The 25,713-nt window shown below is 72.3% G+C and carries 23 protein-coding genes; 10 read left to right on the top strand and 13 right to left on the bottom strand.

Going from position 1 to position 25,713, the window contains the following annotated elements; translation table 11 throughout:
- Positions 1 to 4: 4 nt before the first annotated feature.
- Together NI26_RS02570 and NI26_RS02565 are read right to left on the bottom strand one after the other, a co-directional pair.
- Positions 5 to 949 (bottom strand): hypothetical protein, encoded by a 945-nt coding sequence (locus tag NI26_RS02570; RefSeq protein ID WP_066652071.1) that lies wholly within the window; start codon positions 947 to 949, stop codon positions 5 to 7.
- Between the two features lie 13 nt (positions 950 to 962).
- Positions 963 to 2,411 (bottom strand): polysaccharide biosynthesis tyrosine autokinase, encoded by a 1,449-nt coding sequence (locus NI26_RS02565; RefSeq protein WP_066652069.1) that lies wholly within the window; start codon positions 2,409 to 2,411, stop codon positions 963 to 965.
- Between the two features lie 153 nt (positions 2,412 to 2,564).
- Here NI26_RS02565 and NI26_RS02560 point away from each other — a divergent pair, with 153 nt between their 5' ends.
- Positions 2,565 to 3,284, top strand: coding sequence for a CPBP family intramembrane glutamic endopeptidase (locus NI26_RS02560; RefSeq protein ID WP_081984608.1), 720 nt, complete (start codon positions 2,565 to 2,567; stop codon positions 3,282 to 3,284).
- A gap of 51 nt (positions 3,285 to 3,335) precedes the next feature.
- On the opposite strand, the gene NI26_RS02555 is transcribed toward NI26_RS02560, so the two are convergent.
- Positions 3,336 to 4,280, bottom strand: a complete 945-nt coding sequence (locus NI26_RS02555; protein ID WP_144411220.1) for a hypothetical protein — start codon at positions 4,278 to 4,280, stop codon at positions 3,336 to 3,338.
- Positions 4,281 to 4,418: 138 nt separating this feature from the next.
- On the opposite strand from NI26_RS02555, the gene NI26_RS02550 reads away from it, so the two are divergent.
- Positions 4,419 to 5,417: a nuclease-related domain-containing protein gene (locus NI26_RS02550; RefSeq protein ID WP_066652065.1), complete on the top strand. Its 999-nt coding sequence runs from the start codon at positions 4,419 to 4,421 to the stop codon at positions 5,415 to 5,417.
- Between the two features lie 63 nt (positions 5,418 to 5,480).
- On the opposite strand, the gene NI26_RS02545 is transcribed toward NI26_RS02550, so the two are convergent.
- On the bottom strand, positions 5,481 to 6,038 hold the full coding sequence (locus NI26_RS02545; protein ID WP_066652063.1) for an arsenate reductase/protein-tyrosine-phosphatase family protein: 558 nt from the start codon (positions 6,036 to 6,038) through the stop codon (positions 5,481 to 5,483).
- 2 nt (positions 6,039 to 6,040) lie between these two features.
- Complete coding sequence (locus NI26_RS02540; protein WP_066652061.1) at positions 6,041 to 7,345, bottom strand: adenylosuccinate synthase; 1,305 nt, start codon at positions 7,343 to 7,345, stop codon at positions 6,041 to 6,043.
- Positions 7,346 to 7,717: 372 nt separating this feature from the next.
- On the opposite strand from NI26_RS02540, the gene NI26_RS02535 reads away from it, so the two are divergent.
- The 3 genes from NI26_RS02535 to NI26_RS02525 all read left to right on the top strand — a co-directional run bounded on the left by NI26_RS02535 (position 7,718) and on the right by NI26_RS02525 (position 10,508).
- On the top strand, positions 7,718 to 9,295 hold the full coding sequence (locus NI26_RS02535) for a hypothetical protein (RefSeq protein WP_066652059.1): 1,578 nt from the start codon (positions 7,718 to 7,720) through the stop codon (positions 9,293 to 9,295).
- A gap of 75 nt (positions 9,296 to 9,370) precedes the next feature.
- Entirely contained in the window at positions 9,371 to 10,249 is an 879-nt protein-coding gene (locus NI26_RS02530) for a L,D-transpeptidase (protein ID WP_066652057.1), read from the top strand.
- Between the two features lie 85 nt (positions 10,250 to 10,334).
- Positions 10,335 to 10,508 carry an Rv0909 family putative TA system antitoxin gene (locus tag NI26_RS02525; RefSeq protein WP_066652055.1) on the top strand — a complete coding sequence of 58 codons (174 nt, stop codon included), beginning with the start codon at positions 10,335 to 10,337 and terminating at the stop codon, positions 10,506 to 10,508.
- An 80-nt stretch (positions 10,509 to 10,588) separates the two neighbouring features.
- Here the strand turns inward: NI26_RS02525 and NI26_RS16755 are convergent, their stop codons facing one another.
- Both NI26_RS16755 and NI26_RS02520 read right to left on the bottom strand, forming a co-directional pair.
- The gene (locus NI26_RS16755) at positions 10,589 to 10,759 is read right to left on the bottom strand and encodes a hypothetical protein (RefSeq protein ID WP_153257418.1); all 171 of its coding nucleotides are present in this window, start codon (positions 10,757 to 10,759) and stop codon (positions 10,589 to 10,591) included.
- A 135-nt stretch (positions 10,760 to 10,894) separates the two neighbouring features.
- Positions 10,895 to 14,554: a S8 family peptidase gene (locus NI26_RS02520; RefSeq protein WP_066652053.1), complete on the bottom strand. Its 3,660-nt coding sequence runs from the start codon at positions 14,552 to 14,554 to the stop codon at positions 10,895 to 10,897.
- 158 nt (positions 14,555 to 14,712) lie between these two features.
- Here NI26_RS02520 and NI26_RS02515 point away from each other — a divergent pair, with 158 nt between their 5' ends.
- The 4 genes from NI26_RS02515 to NI26_RS02500 all read left to right on the top strand — a co-directional run bounded on the left by NI26_RS02515 (position 14,713) and on the right by NI26_RS02500 (position 19,449).
- Entirely contained in the window at positions 14,713 to 15,369 is a 657-nt protein-coding gene (locus tag NI26_RS02515) for a TetR/AcrR family transcriptional regulator (protein ID WP_066657692.1), read from the top strand.
- Positions 15,366 to 16,082, top strand: a complete 717-nt coding sequence (locus NI26_RS02510; protein ID WP_066652052.1) for a hypothetical protein — start codon at positions 15,366 to 15,368, stop codon at positions 16,080 to 16,082. Before NI26_RS02515 ends, NI26_RS02510 begins: the two co-directional genes overlap by 4 nt.
- Complete coding sequence (locus tag NI26_RS02505) at positions 16,079 to 18,148, top strand: YhgE/Pip domain-containing protein (RefSeq protein WP_066652051.1); 2,070 nt, start codon at positions 16,079 to 16,081, stop codon at positions 18,146 to 18,148. Before NI26_RS02510 ends, NI26_RS02505 begins: the two co-directional genes overlap by 4 nt.
- A gap of 281 nt (positions 18,149 to 18,429) precedes the next feature.
- Positions 18,430 to 19,449 carry a LacI family DNA-binding transcriptional regulator gene (locus NI26_RS02500; RefSeq protein ID WP_066652050.1) on the top strand — a complete coding sequence of 340 codons (1,020 nt, stop codon included), beginning with the start codon at positions 18,430 to 18,432 and terminating at the stop codon, positions 19,447 to 19,449.
- Between the two features lie 215 nt (positions 19,450 to 19,664).
- Here NI26_RS02500 and NI26_RS02495 read toward each other — a convergent pair whose 3' ends face one another.
- The 4 genes from NI26_RS02495 to NI26_RS02480 all read right to left on the bottom strand — a co-directional run bounded on the left by NI26_RS02495 (position 19,665) and on the right by NI26_RS02480 (position 22,403).
- Positions 19,665 to 20,336 (bottom strand): TrmH family RNA methyltransferase, encoded by a 672-nt coding sequence (locus NI26_RS02495; RefSeq protein WP_442854643.1) that lies wholly within the window; start codon positions 20,334 to 20,336, stop codon positions 19,665 to 19,667.
- Between the two features lie 87 nt (positions 20,337 to 20,423).
- The gene (locus NI26_RS02490) at positions 20,424 to 20,735 is read right to left on the bottom strand and encodes a DUF4190 domain-containing protein (RefSeq protein ID WP_066652049.1); all 312 of its coding nucleotides are present in this window, start codon (positions 20,733 to 20,735) and stop codon (positions 20,424 to 20,426) included.
- A gap of 58 nt (positions 20,736 to 20,793) precedes the next feature.
- Positions 20,794 to 21,660, bottom strand: coding sequence for a DUF3592 domain-containing protein (locus NI26_RS02485; protein ID WP_066652048.1), 867 nt, complete (start codon positions 21,658 to 21,660; stop codon positions 20,794 to 20,796).
- Positions 21,657 to 22,403 carry a TetR/AcrR family transcriptional regulator gene (locus NI26_RS02480; protein WP_066652046.1) on the bottom strand — a complete coding sequence of 249 codons (747 nt, stop codon included), beginning with the start codon at positions 22,401 to 22,403 and terminating at the stop codon, positions 21,657 to 21,659. The genes NI26_RS02485 and NI26_RS02480 overlap by 4 nt, the downstream gene beginning before the upstream one ends.
- Before the next feature lie 138 nt (positions 22,404 to 22,541).
- Here NI26_RS02480 and NI26_RS02475 point away from each other — a divergent pair, with 138 nt between their 5' ends.
- Complete coding sequence (locus NI26_RS02475; protein WP_058730132.1) at positions 22,542 to 23,339, top strand: HAD-IIA family hydrolase; 798 nt, start codon at positions 22,542 to 22,544, stop codon at positions 23,337 to 23,339.
- A gap of 19 nt (positions 23,340 to 23,358) precedes the next feature.
- On the opposite strand, the gene NI26_RS02470 is transcribed toward NI26_RS02475, so the two are convergent.
- Together NI26_RS02470 and NI26_RS02465 are read right to left on the bottom strand one after the other, a co-directional pair.
- Positions 23,359 to 24,810 (bottom strand): phytoene desaturase family protein, encoded by a 1,452-nt coding sequence (locus NI26_RS02470; RefSeq protein WP_066652044.1) that lies wholly within the window; start codon positions 24,808 to 24,810, stop codon positions 23,359 to 23,361.
- Positions 24,807 to 25,703: a UbiA family prenyltransferase gene (locus NI26_RS02465; protein ID WP_066652042.1), complete on the bottom strand. Its 897-nt coding sequence runs from the start codon at positions 25,701 to 25,703 to the stop codon at positions 24,807 to 24,809. The genes NI26_RS02470 and NI26_RS02465 overlap by 4 nt, the downstream gene beginning before the upstream one ends.
- Between the last annotated feature and the right edge of the window lie 10 nt (positions 25,704 to 25,713).

Raw genomic sequence — 25,713 nt, 5'->3', positions numbered from 1 at the left:
CGCGTCACCACGTCGCCCCGCCGTCGTTCGACACCGCGACGCTGTCGCCCGCCCACATCCAGACGTCCTGCCCGGAGCGGTCGAGCGCGATCGCGCCCTCCGTCGCGACCGGGTTGCACCCGATCGGTGTGGTGGTCGTCGCAGGCGTCACACCCGACGCCGGCATCGTCTCGATCTGCACGCCGTTGCACGAGTCGGTCCCGACGCGGGCGAGCGTGTACTCGGTCCCGTTCACCGCGAGCGCACGGACGCCGTCGATCGGCACGGTCACCCAGGCACCGGTACCGGTGCGCCACTGCAGCTCGTCGGCGCACGCGACCAGCGTCGTGCTGTCACCGCGGAAGGCGTCGAGCGGCTCCTCGCAGGGCGAGGGCACGACCGCGTCACCGAGCACCAGCCCCTGGTCGGTCACCCCTGCGCCGGCGGCACCGGCGGTCCCGAGCACCCAGGTGGCTCCGTCGTCGGTGCTCGTGCGGACCTCGGTCGCGCACTCGTCGCCGACGCCGACGAGCACGGACAGGCCCTCGGCGGTCGCACGCAGCGACCCGATGGTCCGCACGTCGTCGCCCAGGGCGACGGGTGACCACTCCTGCCCGCCGTCGGTGGTGTGCTCCAGCACCGTCTCGGAGACGTCACAGGTCGTACTGGAGGCTCGCCATGCCTCCAGGCCGTCGACCGCGGACAGCATGTGGCGGGTCGACACCCCGTCGGCCGTCGGTCCTGCGGACGCGGTGGCGGACGGTCCCGGCGTCGCCGGCGCTGACGCGCTCGAACCGAACGTCGGCACCGGACCGGCGTCGCCACGCGCCTCCGGCGCGGTGCGCGCGAGCGCCAGCGCCACCAGGACGACGTCGACGACGACGAGCGCGACGACCACGAGTGCGATCCCGATCAGCGTCGTCCGCGGCAGCTCGCTCCCGAGGCTTCGGATCCCCCGGCGCTGGCTCATCCCCCGACCGCCGTCAGCGGTCCGCGCGGCGGACCACGCCGAGCTTGCCGCGGGTCTTCCCCGGCGACTTGGTGGACTTCTGGGGCGGTTCCTCTTCGTCGAGGCCGTACCCGTAGCCGTACCCGTAGCGGCCGTAGCCGTACGCGCCCGGACCCTTGACCGGCATCATCGTGATGACGAAGCCGGCGATCGGTGCGCCGACGTTCTCGAGCGACGCGACGGCGGCGGCGAGCTGGCCCTTGTGGGTCTTGCCGGACGCGACCGCGAGGATGGCGCCGGACGCCTTCTTCGACAGGATCGCGGCGTCGGTGACGGGCAACAGCGGCGGCGCGTCGAAGAGCACGTAGTCGAACTGCTGCTCGAGCGTCTCGATCAGGTCCTGCATGGCCTTCGAGCCGAGGAGCTCCGACGGGTTGGGCGGGATCTGGCCGGCGGGCAGCACGACCATGTTGCCGCGGCCCCAGGGCTGCGCGACGTCCTCCAGGCTCGCGCGACCGATGAGCACGTCGGTCAGACCGGCGGAGCCGTCCACCTCCATGTACTCGCCGACGCGGGGGCGACGGAGGTCGGCGTCGATCAGGATGACCTTGAAGCCGGCGCTGTCCAGCGCGATCGCCAGGTTCGCGACGGTGGTGCTCTTGCCCTCGGACTGCATCGACGACGTCATGACGAACGTGCGCGAGCCGGTACCGAGGTCGAGGAACTGCAGGTTCGTGCGGAGCGTGCGGAAGGACTCGGCGCGCGGGCTGCGCGGATCGACCTGCACGATGAGCGGTCGCTCGGACGCCTTGTTGTCGTAGGCGATGCCGCCGACGACGGGCTTGTCGCTGATCTTCTCGACGTCGGTCTCGACGCGGACGCGGTTGTCGAGCGTCTCGCGCAGCACGGCGATGCCGACGCCGAGCGCCAGACCGACGAGCAGGCCGAGGGCGATGTTGACGGGGACGTTCGGGCTGACGGGCGAGCTCGGCACCTGCGCCTGCTTCACCCGGGTCAGCTTGACGCTGCTCGAGCCGTTCTCGTCGGTGGCCTCGATGTCCTCGACCACGTTGGTGAGGCTCTGCGAGGTCGCGTTCGCGATGTTCGTCGCCTGCACCGGATCGGTGCCGTTGACCGTGATCGAGATGAGGGTCGTGCTCGTCGGCGCCGTCGCCGACACCATCTTCGACAGCTCGTCCGCGTTCATGTCGAGCCCGAGCGACGAGATGACCGGCAGGAGCACGATCGGCGTCGACACCAGGTTCGAGTACGTCAGCACGCGCTGCTGCGTGAAGGTGTTGCCCTGGGCCAGGTCGCTGGCGCTGCCCGACGTCTCCGTCGACACGAACACCTGCGCCTCGGCGGAGTACACCGGCTTCTTCAGCAGGGAGAACCCTGCCGCCGCCGCGACGCCCACCAGGGCGAGCACGAGGATCAGTGCCCAACTCTTCCGCAGCACTGTGATGTAGTCGCGCAGTTCCACGCGGCCCGCCTTCCCCGATCCTGGCCGTTCCTGTGGTCCCGACACAGGTTCCGTGGGCTTGTCCCAGCAGACGGCATACAAATAGTGCCACACCATTGAGCCTCACTCGGCTGTTCTTGCCGATCTGCGTCGGTCGTCCTCTACGCTCGCCCCATGACATCCGAGCCGGAAGTGGCCGCCACCGAGCCCTCGACCGCCCGGCAACGCGACCTCGTCGCCCTGCTGGTCGCCCTCGTCGTGGCGGTCGTGCTCGCCCGGATCGTGAGCAGCCTGACGCTGCGCGGCGCCGTCCCCGGCCCGGTGCTCCAGGTGCTGCTCGGCAACCTCGCGGTGTGGGTGCCGCTCGTGCTCGGCATCGTCTGGGTCCTGCGCCGCTCGGGCCGTGACCTGTTCGGTCGCTTCCGGATCGAGCTCGGCGACCTCGTGTTCGCGCTCGGGGTCGTGATCCTGACGCGGGTGTTCGACGCCGTGCTCGCGCTGTCGTTCACCGGGACGAGCGGCCTGCAGCCCGCGCCGTCGCTCGGGACCCCGGACATCGGGCTGCTGCTCGTGTCGGCGGTCGGCATCGTGCTGGTCAGCCCCGTGCTCGAGGAGCTCTTCTTCCGCGGGCTGTTCCAGCGCCTGCTCGCCGCCGAGCTCACGCCCCGGACGCGCTGGCTGGCCGTGCTCGTGACGGCGTTCCTGTTCGCGCTGTCGCACCTCTTCCTCGGGTCGGCGACGACCTCGCTCGGTGGGGTGCAGGTGTTCCTGACGACCTTCGTGCTCGGGCTGCTCACGGGCACCCTGGTCGCGATGACGAACCGCATCGGCGGCGCGATCGTGGCGCACGTGCTGTTCAACGCGGTGGCGGTCGTCGCGACCTGGCCGCGCTGACGCGGTCCGGAAGCCGCCCAGCGCCGTTCGACCTGGCCGCACCGATCCTGCTCAGGGCTCCGACCGGCGCCGTCCGTCCCGCAAGCGCACGACGACCGCACCGGCGACTCCGATGACGGCGGCGACCAGCAGCGGCACCAGGGTCGCTCCCGCCGGTCCCATCGCCATCACGAAGACCGTGGCGCCGGCCGACACCATCTCGAGCGGGTACGGCAGGTACACGCGCGACCCCAGTGCGTACGACACCGCCGTGATCGCCGCGGTCCCCGTCCACAAGAGCCCGAGCGCGATCAGCGCGGCGATGCCCTGACCGACCGTACGGAGCCCGGTCCACGCGATCGCCGCACCGACCGCAACGGCCGGCAGCCACCGCAGCACCGCGAGGACGACGCCCGCCGCGTCGCCGGGCGAGGACACCGGCGGGACGACGAACGTGTTCGCCCACGACCCGAGCGCCACCGCACCGACGGCGAGTGCGACGAGCGCACCGCCGGGAGCCGCTCGGGCGACGAGCGCAGCGAGCACCGCCGCCGCTCCGACGCACACGAGCGACCCGACGGTGAGCGCGACGACGTACAACTGCGCGGCGCTGACGTCCGCACCGGTACCCGGCGTCCCGTCCATCCGCATGCCGGCGCCCGTGACGACGGCGGTCTCGACGACGGCCACGACCTGCACCCCGACCAGCCCGGCGAGCGCCGCGAGCGATCCGCTGCGCCGGACGGACCCGCGAGCACGCAGTACCCGGACGGCGATGCCGGCGACGACTCCCCCGACGAGCAGCAGTGCCGCGATGGTCGTCACCGCGTACTGGCTGAACGGCAGCAGGGCGATCGGCATGTCCGACGGGTCGGTGGTCGGCGTCGCCCACAGGTTCTGCAGTGGGAGCCGCATCCCGGTGATGATCCACGGGAGCAGACCGGCGACGGCCGCCCCGGCTCCGACCGCGACTCCGACGGTGATCTGCTGCGCGCTGCCGCGCTCTTCCTGGTGCACCACGGCACCGTACCGACCACGGCGGATCGTGCCGGCGTCCGCTGCCACCCGTGGGCCGTCGGACACATCGCCCACCGGACCTCGGGACGCGCCGGGGTGCGGCGACCGACTCGCGTCGAGCCGTGGTGAGGTGAACCCATGACCAGCGACCTCGTGCCGTGGGTGGTCGCCGGGGGGCTCGCGATCGTCGTGGTCGTCCTGGTGATCGTCCTGCGGCGGACCCAGTCCTCCAACCGTGCCGCCCTGTCCGACGCCGAGGTCCGGCTGGACCACCGCACCGGCACCCTCGAGCGGGAACACCGCGAGCAGACCGCAGCCGCCGACGCGGAGCACGCGCGGCAGCTCGCCGGTGCCGAGACGTCCCGCCAGCAAGCCCTCGCCGAAGCGGAGGCCGGTCGCGCCCTCGCCCGCACCGGCATGCGCTGGGAAGAGGCATCGCAGCGCACGATCCTCGAGGTCTGCAAGGCCGCCGGGATCAACGGCGCCCTGCTGACCAACGTGGTGTTCGTGCCGGTGGCCCAGGGCGAGCGGGACAGAGATCGCAGCTACGCCGCCCAGCTCGACCACGTGCTCGTGTTCGAGTCCGGCCACGTGCTGGTCATCGAGAACAAGCGGTGGAACGGCATCGTGTTCGACGGCCGCAAGCCGAGCGCCGTGCACCACGCGTTCCGCAACCTGCTCGACGAGTCCTCCCTGACCGGGTCGTTCGCGATCCAGGTCCGCAGCCGTCGCGTCCTCGACCACGCGGACGACGTCGAGCACTGGTGGCAGGTCCGGGTGCAGTCCGGCGGGAACGCCCCGACCCGGCAGGTCCGGCAGCAGGCCCGCCGGCTGCAGCGGTTCCTGGCCGACGAGGACGGCAACGGACCGCAGTGGGTCGACTCGTGCGTGTTCTACTCCGGCGACGCCGCGGCGTACGTCAACCCCGAGGACCGCAGCACGAGCACGACGCCGACGGGTCGTTCCGCGACGACCGCCGTCGTGACGAACGACAACGAGCTCCGCGGACTCGTCACCGACCTGGCACGCAAGCACGCCGTGCCGAACCGGGCGCGCACCGACTCGGTCGTGCGGCAGCTGGCCGGCCAGGGCGCGCACACGATCACGGTCGGGACGTACCGCCTGCCGGAGGCGTGAGCAGACACGACGAAGCCCCCGCCACCGAGGCGGGGGCTTCGTCGTTCCCGGGGCGGAGGGGCGTCAGCGCAGCGCGCGCAGGGCGTCCGCGATGGGAGTGAGCGCCGCGTCGATCTCGTCGGCGACCCGCACGTGGGTGTCCTCGGACCGACGGTAGGGGTCGTCCACGTCGTCGTCCGCCGGGTCGGCGGGCGGCGGCACGGTCCCCCGCAGTCGAGCGACCCGGTCGACCAGGTCCTGCGCGGTCTCGATGCCGGCCAGGTCTCCGGGCTCCAGCCCGTCGAGCACCCGGGCGAACTGCTTGATGGTGAACGCCCGCTTCGCTGCCCGCGGTGCGAGCGACACGACGGCTGCGCGGTGCGAGCGCTCGGCGGTGAGCACGAGGTCGGCCGACGCCGCGATCTGCTCCGTCAGGTAGCGCGAGCGGTGCGTGGAGGGCGCCCCACCCAGACGCGACGACTGCGCGGCAGCCGTCTCGTCCATCAGGGCGCCGTCGTCGGCGATGGTGCCGGCCGACTCGACCGTGAACGCCGGGGCGTCCGGGCCGAGCCGGGCCTCGAGCACCTGGGCGCCGAGGGGCGAGCGGCAGATGTTGCCGCTGCAGACGAACAGGATCCGCATCGTCACGCGGCAGCCTCGCCGGTCCCGAGCAGGTCGTGGCGGACCACGATCGCGTCACGGCCGGGGCCGACGCCGATCGCCGAGATCCGCGCTCCGGACATCGCCTCGACCGCGAGCACGTAGTCCTGCGCGGTCTTCGGCAGGTCCTCGAACGACCGGGCACCGGTGATGTCCTCGGTCCAGCCGGGGAACTCCTCGTAGATCGGCTTCGCGTGGTGGAAGTCCGACTGGTTCACGGGGACCTCGTCCACGCGCTCACCGTCGACCTCGTACGCCACGCAGACCGGGATGGTCTCGAGCCCCGTCAGCACGTCGAGCTTCGTCAGCACGAAGTCGGTCACGCCGTTGATGCGCGCCGTGTACCGGGCGATCGGGGCGTCGTACCAGCCGCAGCGACGCGGACGGCCGGTCGTGGTGCCGAACTCGAAGCCGTTGGCGCGGAGGAACTCCCCCGACTCGTCGAACAGCTCGGTCGGGAACGGGCCGGCGCCGACGCGGGTCGTGTACGCCTTGACGATGCCGATGATGCGCTCGAGCTTGCCCGGGCCGATGCCCGAACCGGTCGCGGCGCCGCCGGCGGTCGCCGACGACGAGGTCACGAACGGGTAGGTGCCGTGGTCGACGTCGAGCATGGTGGCCTGGCCGGCCTCGAACAGCACGGTGTCGCCCCGCTCGAGCGCGCGGTGGATCTCGAGCGCGGTGTCGGCGACCATCGGGCGCAGGCGCTCGGCGAAGGACAGCAGCGACTCCACGACCTCGTCCGCGTCGATCGCGCGACGGTTGAAGACCTTGACCAGCAGGTGGTTCTTCTGGTCGAGGGCCGCCTCGACCTTCTGCCGCAGGATGTTCTCGTCGAAGATGTCCTGGATGCGGATGCCGACGCGGTTGATCTTGTCGGCGTAGGTCGGGCCGATGCCGCGACCGGTCGTGCCGATCTGGCGCTTGCCGAGGAACCGCTCGGTCACCTTGTCGACGGTGCGGTGGTAGTGCGTGATGACGTGCGCGTTCGCGGACACCAGGAGCTTCGAGACGTCCACCCCGCGGGCGCGGAGCGCGTCGAGCTCCTGGAACAGGACCTCGAGGTCGACGACGACACCGTTGCCGATGATCGGGGTGACGCCGGGCGTCAGGATGCCGGACGGCAGCAGGTGCAGCGCGTACTTCTCGCCGCCGACGACGACGGTGTGGCCGGCGTTGTTGCCGCCGTTGAACTTGACGACGTAGTCGATGCGGGACCCGAGGAGGTCGGTTGCCTTCCCCTTGCCCTCGTCACCCCACTGGGCACCGATGATGACTGCTGCGGGCATGGAGGTTCTCCTCACGTTGGCGGAGGACCGCACCGGCGGGCATAGGCCGATGGTCCACCCGAGTCTATCGACTGTCCATCTGCACGCCACCCGCCTGTGGAGAACCGGTCGACGCTCGAAACCTGTGGGTACTCAATCCTGGAGCGGTCGCAGGCTGCGGATCCGCCGATGCCGGGGGACATCTGATCCGTTCCACTGTCGAACGATCCTCGGGCGGACGTACGGTGCGGGAGCGCGACTTCCCGGCCGCGTTCCCTGGGTTCCCTGCCCAGTCCTGCGATCACGAGATCCGTGGTCGGCGACGTTCGTGGTGCCCGCACGACGGACGTCATCTGATCCGTGCCGTCATGCCGCACGGAGATGGGTTCAACGATGAACAAGGCTCTCTGGAGCAAGAAGGCGCTCGCGGTCCCCGCGTGCGCCGCGATCCTGATCGGCGGCCTCACGCTGGTCGCCACCCCCGCGAACGCCGACCCGGCCGACCTGCGGCTCACGGGTCAGTCGGTGTCGAACGGTGTGCTGACCCTGACGGGCAAGGGCACCCCGGGCGAGAACGTCATCCTGCAGAAGGGCTTCCCGGCCGAACGGCACGAGATCGCCGCGGACGGCAGCTGGACGATCACGTACACGCTGCCGGACAAGGCAGCGCACACGTACGAGCTCGACCAGCAGAACGGCCTGAACGCCGACGGCAGCCTGACCGTCGAGGTCCCCGCGCAGCAGACCGCCTTCGCGGTGAGCTCGCACACGGTGTCGGGCCGCACCCTGACGGTCACCGGCACCGGCACCCCCGGCCTCACCGTGCAGGTGGACCCGGCGAACGGCACCGTCCAGCGCAGCGCCGTGGGCAGCGACGGCACGTGGAAGCTCACCTACGAGATCCCCGCGAGCGCCGGCACCGACGCGAAGACCTACACGGTCCTCGAGGAGAACAGCGGGTTCCAGGTCCAGGACCAGGCCAGCTTCACGGCGGCCGCCGAGGCCACCCAGGCCACGTTCTCCGTGACCAGCCCGAAGGACGGCTCGGCCGTCGACTCGCGCACCGTCACCTTCACCGGCACCGGTCAGCAGGGCGACACCGTCAACCTCCTCGGCACGAACGACCAGCGCCTCACCGGCGTCGTCGTCGTCGGGGCCGATCAGACGTGGTCCGCCACGGTCACCTTCCCGTCGACGGCGGCGCGGCAGCAGGCCGTCCGCGTGACCGACGTCCGTGGGGGCAGCGGCGCCGGCGACACGACGGTGGACATCACGCTCCCCGCGGTGGCGCCGGCCGACCAGTTCTCGCTGACCAGCCCGAAGGACGGCTCGACCGTCGGGTCGCGCACCGTCACGTTCACCGGCACCGGTACCCCCGGCGACCTGGTGAACACCCTGGACGCCGACGGCGACCGGGTCGCCCCGCAGGTCCTCGTCGGAGCAGACGGCACCTGGACGACCACGGGCACGTTCAGCAACTCGGCTGCCGTCGTCCAGAAGCTGTCCGTGAACCAGGTCGGTGGCGCGCAGGGTCAGGGCACGGTCGACTTCACCATCACCCTGCCGGCAGCCTCCACCCCCGTCACGACGCCCCTGACCCTGGTCACGCCGAAGGACGGTTCCACCGTCGCTTCCCGGACGGTGACCTTCTCGGGCAAGGGCACCCCCGGCGACGCGATCGCGGTCGTCGACGCCGACGGCGACGTCGTCGCTCCGCCGACCCTCGTGCAGGCGGACGGGACGTGGACGACCACGGGCACGTTCTCCGACTCGGCGGCGACGGAGCAGGAGCTCACGGTGGGCGAGGTCGACAGCGATGCGACCGTCGTCGACACCATCGACTTCTCGATCACCCTGCCGGCGGTCGGGACGAGCACTGCTCCGGGCACCGGCACCACACCGGGTGCCAGCACGGGCACCGGCACGACGCCGGCGCGACCCACCGGGACCCTCCCGGTCGTCGCCGGCTAGTCACCACACAGCGGTCCGCGGACGGGGCGCGACCAGCGGTCGCACCCCGTCCGCGGCCCACCGGAGGAACACCGCATGACCCACACCCGAACCGTCCGCCTCACGATCCCGGCGCTCGGCGCCGCACTGCTCCTGACCTTCGGCCTCGCCGGCTGCACCGGGCACGGCACCACGGCGGAGACGAAGCCGTCGGCGACGTCCAGCGCCACCGCCACGAGCACGCCCTACGCCGCACCGACCGCAGCGCAGGTCACGATCCTGCCGGAGGCGAAGTACGACGCCGTCATCGGCGGCCTGATCCCCTACTACGAGTCCACGATCCCCGAGGTGGCCGACGAGGCGTACACGATCTCGTCCGACGCGCCGCTCTACGGCGAGGACCGCGCCCAGCCCGTCGCGCGGCTCGCCGCGAAGAACTTCCTGGGCCAGGCGACCGTCGTCGTCCCCGTGCAGGTGTCCGGCGACTGGGCCATGGTCCTGACCCCTGCGCGGCAGGCGCTACCGTCCGCGACGAACGGTGCCGCTGCCGCACAGAGCGCGGCCTGGATCCGACGGGACCTCCTGCACCGGAGCCGATCGCTCCCCGACCACGTCGTGATCTCGGTGGGCAAGCAGACGGTGTCGATCGTCGACGCGGACGGCACGACCCTGCACGACTTCCCCGCGGGGGTCGGCGCCGGGGGCACCCCGACCCCGACCGGCGTCATCGGGTACATCCAGGCCCGGTACCTCGACCCCGCCCAGGACCAGACCGTGCACCCGATCCAGCTGACCACGCTGCACTCCGCTGCCGCAGACGAGCCCTACGGCGGCACGGACGGCGGACTGATCGGATTGCACTACCAACCCGTGGCGCGTGGTGCGGTGTCGCACGGCTGCGTCCGACTCGACGGCGACGCGGTCGATGCCGTCGACGCACTCCCGCTCGGCACGGTCGTGCAGATCGTCGCCTGAGACCCGGTCACCCCACCTGGGAGCCCGTCCGGGCCGACCGGCGCAGCGTCGGACGGGTCAGATCCGACGAGCAAGGGAGCACGACATGAGTGACCTCGGTGACAAGGCCAAGGACTTCGCGGACAGCGACAAGGGCGAGCAGGCGACCGACGCCGGTCTCGGCAAGGCCGCGGACGCGGCCGACAAGGCCACCGGCGGTGGCCACGGCGACCAGATCGACAAGGCGGAGCACGCAGCCGACGACAAGATCGGCAAGTAGACCGCACCACGGAACGGACGGGAGGCGCGGTGCCAGCTGGCACCGCGCCTCCCGTCCGTCGTGGTGGTGGCGTTCCGCGATCAGGCGCGGAAGAAGTCCTGGTACGACGGGTCGCCCACCGGCTGGGCGTGACCTGGCTGCGCGAGCCGCTCCTCGACCATGGCCTGGAGCGCGTCGGGCGGGGTCAGCCCACGGCGGCGCCACTCCATCGGGTTCGCCCGGAGCTGCATCAGGGAGGTGTGGGATCGCATGGCCTCACTCTCCCATCCATTGCCTAGTTTGCCTAACTACATGTCCCATTGCCGCACTCGGGACCACTCCGCTCGGAGACCGGGAACGGCGAACGCCCCGCCACCGGACCGGTGACGGGGCGTTCGTGTCGATCGCTACTTGCGAGGTGCCACCTTCGCGGTCTCGGCGGAGGTCGCCGAGCCGTCCTGGTAGCCCGTCGCCTTCGCCGTCACCTCGACGGAGAAGCGGTGCCCCGCGTCCGTCGTGCCGAGCGTGTAGCGCTGGTCCGTCGCACCCTGCACCGCGACGCCGTCACGGAGCCACTGGTACGAGTACGAGACCTTCTTGCCGTCCCACGAGCCGGGCTTCGCCTTGAGCGTCTTGCCGACCTTCGGGGTGCCGGAGATCGTGACGGCGCTGCCCTCGCGGAGGGTGAGCGTCGGCGCGGTCTGCGCCGCCTGGAGCACGTCGGCCTGGTCGCCCACCGCGTTGCCGAGGTGGAGCAGCAGGACCCGGGCGTTCGTGGCGTCGGCCTGTCGCGTGACCTGCAGCGCGCCCTTGTCCGCGTAGAGCACACCGGTGGTGGTGCCCTGCGCGAAGGTGAGCGCCGGTGCCGACGGGTCGTACGTCGCCGGGTCGGTCTCGTCCACGACGTTGGAGCCGCTGGTGGCGAGGGCCGGGGCGTACGCCGACTCGGTCAGGACCGAGTAGTCGAACGGACCGGTCGCACCGATGGTCGACGCCGACACCGTCAGCACCTTGACGGCGCTGTCGAACGTGTTGACGTCCTGTCCCGCGGTGCCGCCGTTGAGCGGCTGCGCGTCGACCGTCTTGCCCGTCGCGAGGTCCACCGTGGTGGCGAGCGTCGCGTCGACCGTGGCCGACTTGGCGTCGTAGACGAGGTAGTCCGGCTCACCGTCGCGGTCCGTGTCGATGAGGACCTCGACGTTGGTCACCGCGCCGGGGTTCGCGTCGGCACCCGCGGTCTGGACGCCGAAGGCGAGCGTGTCGGATGCCTTGTCGTAGTTCGCGCCGTAGGCCCGGATGTCGGCGGCCTGCAGCGACTGCTTCGCCGAACCGGCGGGCAGCGGCTCCTGCGGGTCGGTCCCGCCCAGGACGAACGGTGCGACGGACGAGTGGTACCCGGTCACGGCGTCGCCCTGGTCGACCGAGCGGCCGGTGAGCGCGAGCTCCGCGGTCGTGGTCGAGCCCGAGAACGCGATGTCCTTGCCGTGCACGGCACTGACCGGCTTCGGCGCGACGTACGCACCGAGGCGCATCGGGTTCAGCTTCGCGTCCGTCGGCGTGAAGGACACGACACCGGACTCGGCGGCGACGAACTCACGCTGGTAGCCGGACTGCACCGACTCCTGCGTGGGGTCGATGACGCGACGCAGCTGCGTCGGGTCGGCGATCGTGTACGTCAGCTTGACGGTCGCGGTGCCGTGCGCCGGAGCGGTGACCCGCTTCGTGCTCAGCGAGAACGCGACACCCGGCTGGTCCACCTGGGCCTGGTACGCCACGTCGTACGTGTGCGGACGGCCGTCGGTGTTCTGGATCTGCAGGGTGCGGGACTCGGTGGTCTTCCCGCTGACCTCGACGACACCGTACGAGGCGGTGACGAGCTGGTCGTTCTCGATGCTGCGCACCGTGGTGCCCGCGGTGACCGCCTGCAGCGCGTCGACGCGGCCGGTGCCCTGGCGCAGCAGCGTGGCGTTCCGGTCACCCTGACGAACGTCGTGCGTCGCGGTGTTCATCACGGCGGCCTTGACCTGCGGGGCCGTCCACGACGGGTGCGACTGGAACGTCAGCGCGACGATGCCGGCCACGTGCGGGGTCGCCATCGAGGTGCCGCTCATCGACATGCGGCCGTCACCGGTGCCGTTGGCCGCGGAGATCACGTTGACCCCGGGGCCGGCGACGTCCGGCTTGACGATGTCGTCGAACGAGCCGTGCACGCCACGGCTGGTGAACGGGGCGAGCGTGTTCACGTTCGCCTGGTCGGTCGCCAGCTGGAAGCCCTTGAGCTCCTGGGCGAACTGCACGTGCAGGGTTCCGGCCGTCGCGGCGGCCTGGAGGCTCGCAGCGCTGTCCGAGGTCAGCTCGGCACCCGGGATGGTCGCGTTCCCCGCGATGCCCGAGTCGAAGCTGGTCACCGTCCCGGCCAGCAGGACGCCGACACCGCCGGCTGCCTGCACGTTGGTGAAGCGCACACCGGAGCCGCACTCGAGCGCCCCGTCGGTCCACTTCAGCCAGACGACCTTGCCCTTGATCTCCGCGGCCTCGTCGGCGCTGAACGCTGCGCAGCCGTCGATGTTCGTGGTCGGGACGACGACGTCGCCCTCCACCGGCAGCGTGCCCTGGTAGTTCTGCGAGTACTGCGCTCGGTAGGTGCCGGCGACGTCGGACGGCGCGGTGGCCTTGACACCGTCGAACAGCGACTGCCCGGTGGCGCTCGCGGCGACGGTGAGGGCGCCCTCGGCGTTGCCCGGCGAGCCACCGATGTCGGTGAAGTCGTCGGCGTTGCCCGAGGCGATGACGGGCAGGACACCGCGGGCGGTGAGCGCGTCGATCTTCGCGTTGTCGGGGTCGTCCGGTGCGCCGTAGTCGGAACCGAGCGACAGGTTGAGGACGTTGATGTCCTTGCCCTCGGTCAGGGCCTGGCCGACCCAGTCGAGCGCGGCACCGGTCAGGTCGGTCGAGCCGCCGCCGTCACCGAACACCTTGAGGGCGTAGAGGCCGGCGTCCGGCGCGGTGCCCGGGCCGATCCACATGTCCTGGACGGACTGGTTGGTCAGCTTCGTGTAGTCGCCGCGGAACGTCTTCTTGTCCGCGGTCAGGCCGTAGCCCGCGGCGGTGCCGGACACGTGCGTGCCGTGGTCGCCGCCCTTGCCGTCGATCGGGTTCGCGTCCGGCTTCGGGGTCGGGTCGTAGCCCGCGCTCGAGGAGTCGGCGTTGTAGGTGGGGCCGGCGAAGTCGTAGCCACCGAGGTACTTCTTCGCATCGAACCAGCTCGGGTCCGGCGCGCTCGTGCTCGCGAGGGCCTGCTCGTACGCGGCCGTCGTGCCGGGGCCGCCGAAGTCGGCCTGGGTGTAGTCGAGACCGGTGTCGAGGACGGCGACGTTGACGCCCTTGCCGGTGCGGCCGGTCTGCTGCCACGCGTCGAGCGAGCGCGTGTAGACGTCGCTCGCGGCGTTCTTCGGGCTGACGCCGTCCGCGCCCGGCTGCACCAGGTCGGGGTCGACGCCGCTCGGGGCCTTCGACGCGTCACCCGGGGTCGGGTCGACGATCTTCTTCGGCGTGAGCGGGATGATGCTCTCGACGTCCGACCGGCTGGCGATGTCGCGCAGGGCGTCGACGTCGGCGACGACGGCGACACCGGGGACGGTGTACTCGGTCGAGTACAGCTCCGTCGCCTCTGCGTCGGACCGCTTGACGGCGGCGCGGACGGCGTCGACGGTCGACGTGATCGCCTGCACGCGCTCCTTCGCGGCGGACGACGGCGTCTTCGACTTCGTCAGGTCGCCGCCCTTCGCCTTCGCGTCGACCTCGAGGGCCCCCTGGCCGGTCGTGCGGACGAACGCCGCGACCGTCTTCTGGGGCTTGGCGTCGCGCAGGGGCGCCGCGAGCTTGAGGTCGGCGGCGGAGAGACCGCTCGGCGCGGCGTTCGCTGCGCCGCCCACGGCGAGACCGCCGCACGACAGGGCGACGGCGGCGATGCCGGCGGTCAGGATGCGTGCGACGCGTGACCGCGTGGTGCGCTCCGTGGTGGGTGGTTGCTCGGGTACTGCACGGTTCGGTGTTGCACGTGTCACAGGGCGCACTCCTCGGCTCTGTCCGTGGTGGGAATTCCTGTGAAGTTATGCGTTCGTTCACAGGCGGAACAGTCCGCACTTTGGAGGACTGACCCTCGTTCGGGGGTACAGCACCTCGTAACTTGCACAGCTGTGTGCACGTTATTACGATGGTGCTCGTGACCACCACCGACCAGCCCGGACGCGCGCCCCGACGGGACGCGACGGCGAACCGGGCCGCCCTGATCGAGGCCGCGCGGAGCGTCCTGCAGCAGGACCCCGATGCCTCGCTCGAGACCATCGCGTCCGCCGCGGGCCTGTCGCGCCGTGCGGTCTACGGACACTTCCCCTCCCGCGACGACCTCGTGCGCGAGGTCGTGACCGGCGGCGCCGCACGGATCGCCGGCGCGATGCCGTCGTCGTCCGAGCTCGCCGACCTCCCGCCCGCCGCACGGCTCGCGGCGATCGCCGTGACGCTCTGGGCCGAGGTCTCGCACGTGCGCTCCATGGCCCGCGTCGCCCTGCGCAGCCCGTTCGCCGAGTCCGTGGCCGAGGTGTTCGCGCCGCTGCGGGCACAGGTCCGCACGGCCTGCGCGCTCGGCATCGACGAGGGCTCGATGCGCGACGACGTCGACGCGGACACGCTCGCCCGCCTGGTCGAGGCCGCGTGCATCGCCGTCCTCGACGAGGCCACCCGGTCCGGCACGAGCGACGAAGCCGGTCGCCGCACGGTCGTGCTGTCGGCGCTCGGCACCGCCGGCATCGACTGGCGCACCGCGCTGCTGTCCGAACCCGCCGCACCCGCACCCCGTACCGAGCAGGAGACCCGCGCATGACGCTCGAACTCGACCACGTCGGCATCGGCGACGAGCCCGGCGCCGCGCTGCCCGTCGTGTCCGCCGTCGCCGCCCCTGGTCGCCCCGGGGTGGTCGCCGTCGAGACCGAGCAGGCGCCGGTGCTCGCGTCCCTGATCGCCGGCGGGCGGATGCGTCCCGAGTCCGGGCGGGTGCTGCTCGACGGACACGAGGACGCCGCAGCGGTGCGCGCGGCCTTCGCGCTCGTGGACACCCCGGGCGTCGCCGAACCGTTCCCCGTCATGACGCTCCGGAAGGTCGTGCGCGAGGAACTCGCGTTCGCCGGGCAGCGCCCCTCGCGCGACCACGTCGACACCGTGCTCGACGAGCTCGGCATGCGGGACCACGCCGACACGCACGTGCAGCGGGTCCCGACCGACGTGCGGGTGCGGCTGCTCGTCGAGCTCGCGCTGCTGCGGCACGGGGTCACGGGCATCGTGCTCACCTCGCCCGAGCGGCACGGCGGCGCCGTGGCCGACTGGTTCGCGGTCGTGCGCGACGTCGCCCGGCGCGGCGTCACCGTCGTCCTCGTGACGTCGAAGGCCGCCGCAGCCACCGTCGAGCAGCTGCTCGACACGATCCGCACCGAGGGTCCCGACGACGCGACCTCGGCCGACGGGGGCGACCAGGGCCTCCCGTCCGGCCCCTCCGACCCCGAAACTCCCGCAACCGTCCCGACGGAGGCACCCGCGTGACCATCCCCTCGCTCATCCGCGCCGAACTGGCGCGCCTCACCGCCACGCCGCTCGCCCGGCTCGCGTTCGTCGCCCTCATGGTGGTGCCGCTGCTCTACGGCGGCGCGTACCTCTGGGCGAACCGCGACCCGTACGCCAAGCTCGACCAGATCCCGGCCGCGATCGTCGACCAGGACGCCGGCGCGACGCTCGACGGCGAGCGGGTCGACTACGGCGAGGACGTCACGAAGGAGGCGATCGACGGCGCCGACTTCAAGTGGACCGAGACGACCGCGGCCGACGCGCGCTCCGGCGTGCGGAACGGCAAGTACGACTTCGTCGTGACGATCCCGCACGACTTCTCCGAGGCCCTGGCGTCGGCGCAGGGCGACGACCCGAAGCGTGCCGAACTCGTCATGACGACCGCGGACACGAACTCGTACCTCGCCTCGACCATCGCGGAACAGGCCGGCAAGACCATGCGCACGGCCGTCGCCGAGCGGGTCGGCAAGCAGGCGGCGACGACCCTGCTCGTCGGACTCGCCGACGTGCGGGACAGCCTCGGCGACGCCGTCGACGGTGCGGGACAGCTCGCATCGGGGGCCACCACGGCTGCCGACGGTGCGTCCTCGCTCGCGTCCGGCACCTCCGCGCTTTCCGACGGGGCCTCGCAGCTCGCCTCCGGTACCGCCTCGCTGCCCGCGCAGACCGCGCAGCTCGACAGCGGCGCACAGCAGGTCGCGTCCGGCGCCTCGACCCTGGCGTCCGGGCTGCAGTCCGCACAGCAGCAGACCGCGTCGCTGCCCGCGCAGACCGCGCAGCTGAACGACGGCGCGCAGCGGGTCGCCGCGGGGAACGCCGCGTTGGCCGACAAGGTCGACTCGGTCAGCGCCGACGTCGACGCGGTGCAGCCGGTGGACGCCGCCACGGTGCTCGCGCAGATCACCGCGAACCTGCCGGAGGGCGTCACGCTGACCCCCTCGCAGCAGGAGGCGATCACGAAGGCGGTCGGCGACGTGAACACCGCCGGCGCCTCGGCCAAGGAGACCTACGCGTCGACCAAGTCGGCCGTCGACCAGCTCCGCGACGGGTCGGCCCAGGTCGCGGCCGGCACGTCGGCGCTGGCCTCGGCGTCGCCGCAGCTCGCGGACGGCATCGCATCGGCGTCGAGCGGCGCCTCGCAGCTCGCATCGGGCTCGTCGCAGGTCGCCGCGGGCACGTCGAAGCTCGCCGCCGCGGCACCGACGCTGTCCTCCGGTGCGGCCTCGCTCGCGGACGGTGCCGCGTCGGCCGCGTCCGGTGCCTCGCAGCTCTCGTCGGGTGTCGACCAGCTCGAGGACGGCTCGAAGGAGCTCGCCGCGAAGCTCGACCAGGGACGCACGAGGATCCCGGCGTCGACCGCCGCACAGCGCTCGTCGCAGGCGTCCGTGATCTCGGACCCGGTCAAGGTCGGCGACGACAACGTCGCCGCCGCGTCGAACTACGGCGCCGGCCTCGCGCCGTTCTTCATCTCGCTCGCCGCCTGGATCGGCATGTACGCGCTGTTCCTCATCCTCAAGCCGATCTCCAAGCGGGCGATCACCGCCGTGCAGAAGCCGCTGCGCGTGGTGCTCGGCGGCTGGCTCACCCCGGCGCTCCTCGGGGTCGTGCAGATGGCGGCGCTGTTCCTGATCGTGCGGTTCGCGCTCGACCTCGACGTGGTGCACGCCGGGTCGACGGTGGCCGTGATGGTGCTCGCCTCGGCGACCTTCGCGGCGATCATCATGGCGCTCAACGTGCTGCTCGGCTCGGTCGGGCAGTTCCTCGGCCTGGTGCTCATGCTCGTGCAGCTCGTGACCGCCGGCGGGACCTTCCCGTGGCAGACGCTGCCGGGGCCGTTGGCGGCGCTGCACTTCGCGCTCCCGATGACCTACTCCGTCGACGCGATCCGGCAGACGATGTACGGCGGGTCGTTCGCGGCGGTGTGGTCGGACGCGGGGGTGCTCGCGTGCTGGTTGCTCGGCGCGCTGCTCGTGTCGTACGTCGTCACGGCGCGGCAGACCCGCTCGCGGACGCTGCGCGACCTGCGGCCGAGCCTGATCGGGTAGCGCGGGCGGCGCGGGCGCTCGGGCGCTCGGGGCGGCGCGGCCGTCAGCACAACGAGAAGCACGTCGCGCCACGCGGTTCCGTGGCGCGACGTGCTTCCGGTGGTGCGCGAGCACCCAGCACCACACGCCGCCTCCGCGCCACCTCCGCCCCGCGAGCACGCCGGACACCCCGCGCTCGCCCCACCGCACCCCACCCACCCCGGTCGGCGCACCATGTCCTGACAACCGCTCGAGTCGGGGCCGCTACGATCGAGGGACACCACGACGGGTCGAGGGAGATCATGGGAGACGGCAGGTCCGCCACCGCAGACGGCAAACCGGCGACCATCTACGACGTCGCCGCCCGCGCAGGGGTCTCGAAGTCCCTCGTCTCGCTCGTGCTCCAGCGGTCCCCGAAGGTCAGCGACCAGCGCCGCGAGGCCGTCCTGCGGGCCATCCAGGAACTCGACTACCGCCCGAGCACCGCGGCCGTGTCCCTCGCCGGCACCCGCAGCCGCACGATCGGCGTCGTCCTCGACGACTTCCGCAACCAGTGGTTCGTCGACCTGCTCACCGGCCTGCGCGAGGCGCTGCAGGACCAGGGGCACCGCCTCGTCGTCGCCGACCGCTTCCTCAACACCGGGCTCGACGCCTCACCCGTCGAGGGCTTCCTGTCCATGCGCGTCGAGGGCATCGTCATCGCCGGCGAGCCCGACACCGACCTCGCGATCCCGGCGAGCATGCCCGTCGTCGTCGCCGGCGGTCGTGCGGTGCTCCCCCGCGCCGACACCGTCGCGAACGACGACCGCGCCGGTGGTCGGATGGCCGCCGAACACCTGCTCGCGCTCGGCCACACGCGCATCGGCTTCGTCGGCGGGCGCTCGGCTGCGTCCGCGGAGCGGCTCACCGGCCTGGAGGCACGGATCACCTCCGCCACGTCGCCCGCCTCGCTCGCCACGCACGTCATGCCCGTGGAACCCACCGAGGAGGCCGGCGCCGAGGCCGTCGGGCACCTGCTCGACGGCCACCCCGACGTCACCGCGGTGTTCGCCGCGAACGACGTCATGGCGCTCGGTGCGATGTCGGGGCTCGCCGCACGGGGCTTGCGCGTCCCCGAGGACGTGTCGGTGATGGGCTACGACGACACCCCGCTCGCGGCGTCGTCCTACGTCGGCCTCACGAGCATCGACGACCGCAGCGTGGAGATCGGCCGTGGCGCCGGGGAGCGCCTGCTCGCCCGGATCGCCGACCCGACCGCTCCGGCGCAGGAGACCCTGGTCGAGCCCCGGCTCGTCGCCCGCCGCACGACCGCTCCGCGCTGACGCGAGCGTCCGCGCCGCGCTGACGCGCACGTCCGCGCCGCCCGCACCTCCCGCGCGCACCCGAGTCTCGCCTCCGCGGACACGTTCGCGGCCCCGGCGCCGCGAACGTGTCCGCGGAGCCGAGTCTCGTGCGCGGCCCCTCCGGCCCGGCGGCCCGGCGGCCCGGCGGCCCCCCGGCCCGGCGGCCCGGCGGCTCCAGCCCGGCGGCGAGCGCGTCAGTCCGTGGGCAGGACCGCGTGCTGGACGACCCAGGCGTGCATGACGATCGCCGCCGCGGCCGAGGCGTTGATGCTCCGCGTCGACCCGAACTGCGTGATCTCGAGGTGGGCGTCCGCACCCGCGACGGCCTCGTCGGTGAGCCCCGGCCCCTCCTGCCCGAACAGGAACACGCAGCGCTCCGGGATCGCCGCGGTCTCGATGCGCTCGGCACCCGGGGTGTTGTCGATCGCGACGACCGGTCGTCCCTCCTCGTGCATCGCAGCCAGGAACGCCGCGACGTCCGGGTGGTACCGCACGTGCTGGTACCGGTCGGTGACCATCGCCCCGCGCTTGTTCCAGCGTCGCCGACCGATGACGTGCACGGTGCCGGCGAGGAACGCGTTCGCACTCCGCACGATCGACCCGATGTTGAGGTCGTGCTGCCAGTTCTCGATCGCGACGTCGAAGGCGTGCCGGCGGGTGTCGAGCTCGGCGACGATGGCGTCCATCGACCAGTACCGGAAGCGGTCGACGACGTTGCGGGTGTCCCCGGCGGCGAGCAGCTCCGGGTCGAGCCGGGGGTCCTCCGGCCAGGGCTCGGGGTGCGGCCCGACGCCGTTCGTCGTGGCCTCGTGGGTCGGTGGCAGCGTGGGACCGTCCGGCTGCGCCGGTCCCGTCGACGGGACCACGGGGTCGGACGGGAGGCGCTCGGTCACGTGACCAGCGTAGGGCGCGTGCCCCGCGCCTCCCGTCCGGCGACCGCCGTCAGCCGACGGTCAGTACGACGTCGGGTACGTGACCGACGGCTCGGACATCGCGACCGCGACGAGCGCGATGAAGAGCACGGCGTAGAAGACCGTGATCACCCCGCCGACGATGACCGCGGCGAGCGCCAGGCCACGGCCGCCCTCGTCACGCTTCTTCGCCTGGGACATCGCGACGAAGCCGAGGACGAACCCGACGATCGGCGCGACGAACGCCGCGACGAGCGCGATGATCGCGAGGGTGTTCGTGCGCTGCGGGGCGGCCGGCGCCGTTGCGTACGGCTGGTACGGGTGCTGCTGGGGCTGGACGTTCTGTTCTGACACGGCTGACGAGCCTAGGAGCGCCGCGTTTTCGTGGAGAAGTGCCAATCTTCGTCCGGCCTCAGGTCGTGCCGGGGCGCAGGAAGTCCTCGGGGTCGTCACCGCTGCCGGTCGTCGTGAAGATGCGCTTGCGGTCGCCGGGGCGGGCCGGGTCGTGGAGCACGGTCACCGTCCCGCCGAGCACCGGAGCGGTGCCGTGGGTGAAGCCCTCGGTCCGCTCGACCCAGCGCCGGACGCCGTGCAGGTCCACGAACGAGAAGGTCCACCGCAGCAGCGTGCGCGACGCGTCCGGGGTCGTGCCACCGCTGATCGCGGTGACCTCGCCCGTGGTGCGGCGGCCGTTCGCCAGCACGTCCGTGAGCCGGGCGCGCCGGTTCCCTCGGCCGATCCGCGTGGCACCGCCGGCCACGAGCGCGAGGACGGTCACGACGGTGAGGAGCCCCGGCAGCCACCACACGGCGGTGTACAGGATCCAGCTGCCGACGCCCCACGTCTCGTCGTGCCCGAACGTCGGGTCCACGGCCACGCCGACGCGGTCCGGTGCGGGCCACTGCGTGGTCGTGGCCCACCAGGTGCACGCGGTGGCACCGACGAGCCAGAGCGGCAGCGGCCCGAGCCCGACCAGGTCGGTGGTGCGCCCGGACCACCGGTGGTTCCACCGCGTGTACACGCCGACGGCCACCAGGGTGCCGACGACCGCGCTCGGGGCCGCCCACAGGTGCGTCTCCGGGTCGGGGCTGTCGGAGAAGATGCTGTTGACCGTCATCATCCGGAAGCGCAGGACGAAGTCCGACACCGCGAGTCCACCGATCACCCCCGCGGCGACGACCAGCAGTGCACCGACGACGGTCATCGTCAGGGCGGTGGTCGAGCCGCGGTACCGGGCCTCGCGTTCGCGGCGCGCCTGCTGCGGGTCGACCGTGCTCACGACGCGGTGGTGCCGTGCGTGCGGACGCGGGCCTCGATGCCGGCGGTGATGATCTCGAGGCCCAGGGCGAAGCGGTCGTCGTACGAGTGCTCGCCGAGGATCTCCCCGACCACGCGGTGCCGCTCCGGACGTCCCGCCTCGGAGTCGCCGCGGCCGACCTGCACGCCGGCGTGCCCGACGACGAAGTCGTAGACCACGAAGAACGCGTACATGGCCTCGCGCTCCGGCAGACCCGCCTGCTGCAGCGCCCCGACGACCTTCGCCACGACGGCGTCGGACTCGGTGGAGGCGAGCGGGGCGCGCTGGCTGTGCGACTCGAGCACGAGGGGGTGGGTGCGCATGAGGTCGCGGAAGGTGCAGGCGAAGACGTGGACGACCGAGCGCCAGTCGTCCGGCCAGACGAAGGTGGCCGTGAACTCGTCGACGGTGCGACGGACGAGCTCGGCGTGCAGGTCGTCGAGGCCGCCGATCGTCCGGTGCACGGTCATCGGTGCGACGCCGAGCTTCGCGCCGAGGGCGCGGAAGGAGAGGCGGTCGAGGCCCTCCTCGTTGGCGATGGCGGTGGCGGCGTCGACCACCTGCTGTCGGCTCAGGACGTTGGGGCGACCGCGGCGGCGACGGGGTGCGGCGGCGGTGTCGGCTGCCGGTGTCGTCCCGGTGGGGGCGTCGGCCGCTCCCGCGCCGGTACGGCCGTCGGTCGTGGTGCGCGGCTGTGCGGTGGGGCTGCCGGGGTCGACGAGCACGGGGAGGCCTCCTTGATCCGGTACGTGTCCCGAAAATCGTAACCCAAAGCCGAACGCCGGTCGGTGTCCGGTCGGCCAGTCCTCCACAGTCGGGTGACCACCGGGCCCGGCGAGCGGCGGCCCCAGTACGCTGGGCCCATGGCGACCCGCGACGAAGTCGAGTGCTGGCTGACCGACATGGACGGCGTGCTCGTCCACGAGAACCAGGCCCTGCCGGGCGCTCCCGAGCTCATCCAGCAGTGGCTGGACGAAGGGACCGAGTTCCTCGTCCTGACGAACAACTCGATCTTCACGCCGCGTGACCTCAGCGCCCGGCTGCGGTGGTCGGGGCTCGAGGTCCCCGAGGAGCGCATCTGGACGTCGGCGCTCGCCACCGCGGACTTCTGCCGCTCGCAGATGCCCGGCGGCTCCGCGTTCGTGATCGGCGAGGCCGGCATGACGACGGCGCTGCACGAGGCCGGCTTCATCATGACCGAGACCGCGCCCGACTACGTCGTCGTCGGCGAGACCCGCAACTACTCGTTCGAGGCGATCACCAAGGCCGTCCGGCTCATCCGCGACGGCGCCCGGTTCATCGTGACGAACCCCGACGCCACCGGGCCCAGTGCCGAGGGGGTCCTGCCGGCGACCGGGGCCATCGCCGCGATGATCGAGAAGGCCACCGGGAAGCAGCCGTACGTCGTCGGCAAGCCGAACCCGATGATGTTCCGCTCGGCGATGAACCGGATCGGGGCCCACTCCGAGAACACGGGCATGATCGGCGACCGCATGGACACCGACGTGCAGGCGGGCATCGAGGCCGGGCTCCACACCGTCCTGGTGATGACCGGCATCAGCGACCAGGCCGAGATCGACCGGTACCCGTTCCGCCCGAGCGAGGTCATCGCCGGCGTGCACGAGCTCGTCCGCGCGGAGCCGATCGAGGTCGAGCTCTAGCGAGGGCGCGAACGCGCGCTCAGACCGGGTTCGCCCGGAGCAGCCGCTCCGTCGCGATCATCGCGCCGCCCACGACCGCCGGGATCCCGCCGCCGGGGTGCACCGACGCGCCCACCCGCCACAGCCAGGGCCGCCAGCGGTCGTTGTACGAGGGGCGGTGGAACGGCCCGCTCTGCCACGGCGGACGGGCCGCCCCGTAGAGCGCCCCGTGCGGTTCTCCCCCGGTGCCGTAGTACTGCGGGTCGAGGACCACGTGGTCGTCGAGCAGGTCGGTGATCGGTCGGTCGAGGCCCAGCGCTGCCGACACCCGGTCGACCTCCCGCCGCACGAAGGGGTGGTCGATCTCGTAGTGCGCCCCGTCCGCGGGTGCGGTCAGCAGCACGCCCACGGTGCCGTGCGGGTTCGGGGAGAGCTCGCCGGCGCGGTAGTGGTTGACGAACACCATCGTGTCCGCCGGCTCGTCGCCCGCCTCGAGGCTCCGGTGCAGTGCGTCCGGCTTCGTCGGCAGCACCACGCTGTGCGTCGCGAGGCCCTCGGGCAGCTCCTCGCGCAGCACGCCGTAGAGCGCGACGGCGGAGCAGGACAGGGCCCGGGGGCGGGGGCGGGGGCGGGAGCGCGGGCGGGGCAGCGCGGACATCGCGGACATCGCGGACGGACCGGCCGGTCCGGTCAGCGCGGCGAGCCGGTCGGCGTCGAGGGCGCTGACGACCAGGTCGGCGGGGTGGTGCGCGGCCTCGGTGGTGACGCCACCGCGCGCGATGCGGGTGACGGCCTCGCCGGTGCGGACCTCGACGCCGGCGGCCTCGGCGAGTCGCTGCAACGCGAGCACGACCTCGTACACGCCACCGCGGGGCACCCACGCGCCGGTCTCCGCCATGATCGCCGGCATGCTCGCGTAGAGCGCAGGGGTGCGTGCGGGTGAGACCCCGGCGTTGAGGGTGTGGATCGCGATGATCTCGCGCAGCCCGTCCGGCAGCCACGCCAGGCCGTCGAGGTACGCACGCGTCGTGAGCCGCGAGCCGTACACGGAGAGCAGGCGACGGACGGCCGGCAGGGCCGAGCGGTCGAGCGGGTCGGCGAGCAGGAGCCGCGTGACGTCGTCGGCGAGCGGCGCGTGCAGGTCGGCGAAGCGTCGCCACGCCGGGTACCAGGGGTGGTCGGGCGCGACCGGCAGCGCGGTCTCCTCGCCCCGGTGGAAGTACCGGCCGACCTCGGGCATGCGCACGAGGTCGAGGTGCCCGTCCTCGCCGGAACGTCCGCCGAGTCGCCGCAGCAGCTCGTCCCACACCGCCGGGAAGGTGACGAGCGACGGCCCGGTGTCGATCCGGTCCGCCCCGAGCTGGATGCGACGGCTCTTGCCCCCGAGCCGGTCCGACGCCTCGAGCAGGGTCACACGGTGCCCGGCACGGGCGAGCAGGGCGGCGGCGGTGAGCCCACCGATCCCGCCTCCGACGACGACGACACGACTCACCGGGCACCTCCGAGCACGATGGACACCAGGAGCAGCACCCCGGCGAAGGACCCCGCGATGTACGGGAAGGCGACCGACAGGCGGTACAGGCGGTGACCGGTCTCCGGCGACGGGGCGCGCAGCAGGCACACGACGAGGATGCCGGCGATGAGCAGGTTGACGGCGGCGACGGGGATGCTGACCACGGCGAACAACACCGTCGACACCACCCACCAGGCGCCGCTCCACAGCGCGGTCCCCCGGGGTCCGAGCCGGACCGCGGTCGTGGTGATGCCCGCGTCACGGTCCTCGACGATGTCCTGCACGGCGTCGAAGGCGTGCTTGGCGACGCTCCAGGCCATCAGTCCCAGCGCGGCGGGCCACGTCGGCTCCTCCTCGAGGGCGAACGGCACGATGACCAGCGGCAGCGCGTACGCCGCGTTGCTCAGCGAGTCGAGGTACGGCCGGGCCTTGAAGCGCACCGGTGGCGCGGAGTAGCAGACGAAGACGACCGCGTAGAGCAGGATCGCGGCGTTCGCGAGCGGCGGCAGCGTCAGCAGGAACGCGACGAGGAACGGCACGTTGACCACGGCGACCGCCCAGACGATGAGTCGGACCTCGGACTGCCGGATCCTGGCACCCTCGATGGACCCCTTGCGGGGGTTCGTCGCGTCGGTGTCCTGGTCGAACACGTCGTTGACGCCGTAGATGAGCAGGTTGAACGGCAGCGTCAGCCAGATCAGGATCGGCAGCGCCCGCAGGTCGAACAGCGCGCCGGTGAGCCACACGGCGACCAGCCCTGAGCCGATCGTGTTGATCCACAGGACCGGACGCGAGACGTGCACCAGTCGACGCACGGTCGCACCGGCCCCGGACCGCAGGGTCCTGGGCAACTGTCCGGTCCCGTCGGTCACCGGCCCGAGC

This window comes from Curtobacterium sp. MR_MD2014 (assembly GCF_000772085.1).
Lineage (GTDB): Bacteria > Actinomycetota > Actinomycetes > Actinomycetales > Microbacteriaceae > Curtobacterium.
Note: the sequence above shows the minus strand (reverse complement) of the source record. Positions and strands in the feature narration are given on the sequence as shown.

Coding starts and splice junctions, on each gene's coding strand:
- NI26_RS16755 (WP_153257418.1), bottom strand. CDS start 10,759: ATGCGATCCCACACCTCCCTGATGCAGCTCCGGGCGAACCCGATGGAG.
- NI26_RS02570 (WP_066652071.1), bottom strand. CDS start 949: ATGAGCCAGCGCCGGGGGATCCGAAGCCTCGGGAGCGAGCTGCCGCGG.
- NI26_RS02535 (WP_066652059.1), top strand. CDS start 7,718: ATGAACAAGGCTCTCTGGAGCAAGAAGGCGCTCGCGGTCCCCGCGTGC.
- NI26_RS02550 (WP_066652065.1), top strand. CDS start 4,419: ATGACCAGCGACCTCGTGCCGTGGGTGGTCGCCGGGGGGCTCGCGATC.
- NI26_RS02500 (WP_066652050.1), top strand. CDS start 18,430: ATGGGAGACGGCAGGTCCGCCACCGCAGACGGCAAACCGGCGACCATC.
- NI26_RS02525 (WP_066652055.1), top strand. CDS start 10,335: ATGAGTGACCTCGGTGACAAGGCCAAGGACTTCGCGGACAGCGACAAG.
- NI26_RS02545 (WP_066652063.1), bottom strand. CDS start 6,038: ATGCGGATCCTGTTCGTCTGCAGCGGCAACATCTGCCGCTCGCCCCTC.
- NI26_RS02540 (WP_066652061.1), bottom strand. CDS start 7,345: ATGCCCGCAGCAGTCATCATCGGTGCCCAGTGGGGTGACGAGGGCAAG.
- NI26_RS02560 (WP_081984608.1), top strand. CDS start 2,565: ATGACATCCGAGCCGGAAGTGGCCGCCACCGAGCCCTCGACCGCCCGG.
- NI26_RS02530 (WP_066652057.1), top strand. CDS start 9,371: ATGACCCACACCCGAACCGTCCGCCTCACGATCCCGGCGCTCGGCGCC.
- NI26_RS02475 (WP_058730132.1), top strand. CDS start 22,542: ATGGCGACCCGCGACGAAGTCGAGTGCTGGCTGACCGACATGGACGGC.
- NI26_RS02510 (WP_066652052.1), top strand. CDS start 15,366: ATGACGCTCGAACTCGACCACGTCGGCATCGGCGACGAGCCCGGCGCC.